Below are 1586 nucleotides of genomic sequence, written 5' to 3'. Positions count from 1 at the left end.
ATGATGTTTTTAGGATCAATAAAAGCGTATAAAACTTGAGATAAACACGCACCTAGAGAGGAAGAAACATGCATATAAACCCAAAGAATTTCAGTTTCTTGCTACTTCCTGATTTTACTCTGCTGTCCTACGTTTCTGCCATTGAAGTTTTACGCCAGGTGAACAGAGTTATGGGTGCAGATACTGTTAAGTGGCAAGCATTAAGCTTAGACGGCAATCCCGTACGATCTTCCAATGGTATGTTAATGCCAGTAGATGGCATGATTAGCGAAACCAATTACGTACCATGGCTTTGCGTTTGTTCAGAAGATTTAGTGCCAGAAACAAAATCTTCCAAACTATATAGCTATCTTAACATGCTTGACCGTTTTGGTGCTATTGTGGGCGGCTGTGGGTCTGCAACATATATCCTAGCCCGTAGTGGGCTATTACGCGATAAATCCAGTACCATTCATTGGGAATATTTAAATTCCATGCAAGAAGAGTTCCCGGAACTAGATCTCACACTGGACTTACATATCATCCATGATCGCCGCTTTACTTGTTCTGGCGGGGCCGCCGTACTGGATCTAATGATGACATATTGTGAAAAATATTTTGGTACGGAAGTCTCTGATGAAATTCGTTGTCAGTTGCTCATCAATCAAAGCCTTGAAGATCGCCAATATTATCAACGTTCTACTCTTGTAAGTCGATCAGCACGCTATCACCCAACCCTTGTGAAAGCTATCCAGCTTATAGAAGATAATATGGAAGCACCCCTTACCCGTAAAGAGCTTGCGGATGAATGTGGTGCTAGTATCCGCAATATTGAACGTCTGTTTCGACGTGCATTTAAAATGGGCCCGGCGGCCTATTATGTCGATGTAAGATTGAAGCGTGCACGTAATTTATTATTGAATACAGCCATGCCGATTTCCGAAATTGCCTTGGCTTGTGGCTTTCGCTCGGCCTCGCATTTTAGTAAACGTTTCAGAGATAAATTCAGTTTAACACCTTTAAGTTTACGAAGTAATAAATCTTCACAGAGTGACGTGAAACAAGCAAATTCTTAAGATTGAAAAAAGGCCTGATATATTTAGTATCAGGCCTCATTCCTTTCACTATTGAGCGAACCTTACATTCGCTAAGAAAGGCAGACGAATAGCATAAGCACCACTTCCAAGGATGATCTGCACAATTGTCGACATGATCAAAAATGCAGGAAATTCCCAACCACCATTTGGTGCACTAAATAACCATCCGTTACCCGCATGAACGACCAATGCACCAAATAACACAGGTAATAATGCAACCGATACCAGACGCGTTGCGATACCAGTGATCAACGCAACGCCACCACCAACTTCTGCAAGGATCACTAAATAGGCAAAGAAGCTTGGGAAGCCAACACTTTCAAAGAAACCAGCCGTCCCTGCTGGTGTAAACACCAATAATTTTAAAAGGCCATGTGCTAAAAACATAACGCCTAATGTAAGGCGATTTATCAGTGCAGCTAATTCAGCTTTATTTAGATTTTCTTGTGACATATCTTTCTCCATCAATTTGATTATTGCGAACTATCTCCGCATGTCTGAGAAAGATAT

The 1586-nt window shown here is 41.3% G+C and carries 2 protein-coding genes; one reads left to right on the top strand and one right to left on the bottom strand.

Annotated features, from left to right (window positions below; translation table 11 throughout):
- Positions 1-68 precede the first annotated feature (68 nt).
- Positions 69-1055, top strand: coding sequence for a GlxA family transcriptional regulator (locus E1160_RS00105; protein WP_155152960.1), 987 nt, complete (start codon positions 69-71; stop codon positions 1053-1055).
- 48 nt (positions 1056-1103) lie between these two features.
- Here E1160_RS00105 and E1160_RS00100 read toward each other — a convergent pair whose 3' ends face one another.
- Positions 1104-1529: a DoxX family protein gene (locus E1160_RS00100; RefSeq protein ID WP_155152959.1), complete on the bottom strand. Its 426-nt coding sequence runs from the start codon at positions 1527-1529 to the stop codon at positions 1104-1106.
- Positions 1530-1586: the final 57 nt, after the last annotated feature.

This window comes from Curvivirga aplysinae (assembly GCF_009711445.1).
GTDB lineage: Bacteria > Pseudomonadota > Alphaproteobacteria > UBA8366 > Aestuariispiraceae > Curvivirga > Curvivirga aplysinae.
This window is presented reverse-complemented; position numbering and strand designations above follow the sequence as displayed.

Bases quoted from the DNA above. Each gene is read 5' to 3' on its own strand.
- E1160_RS00105 (WP_155152960.1), top strand. From the start codon at position 69: ATGCATATAAACCCAAAGAATTTCAGTTTCTTGCTACTTCCTGATTTT.
- E1160_RS00100 (WP_155152959.1), bottom strand. From the start codon at position 1,529: ATGTCACAAGAAAATCTAAATAAAGCTGAATTAGCTGCACTGATAAAT.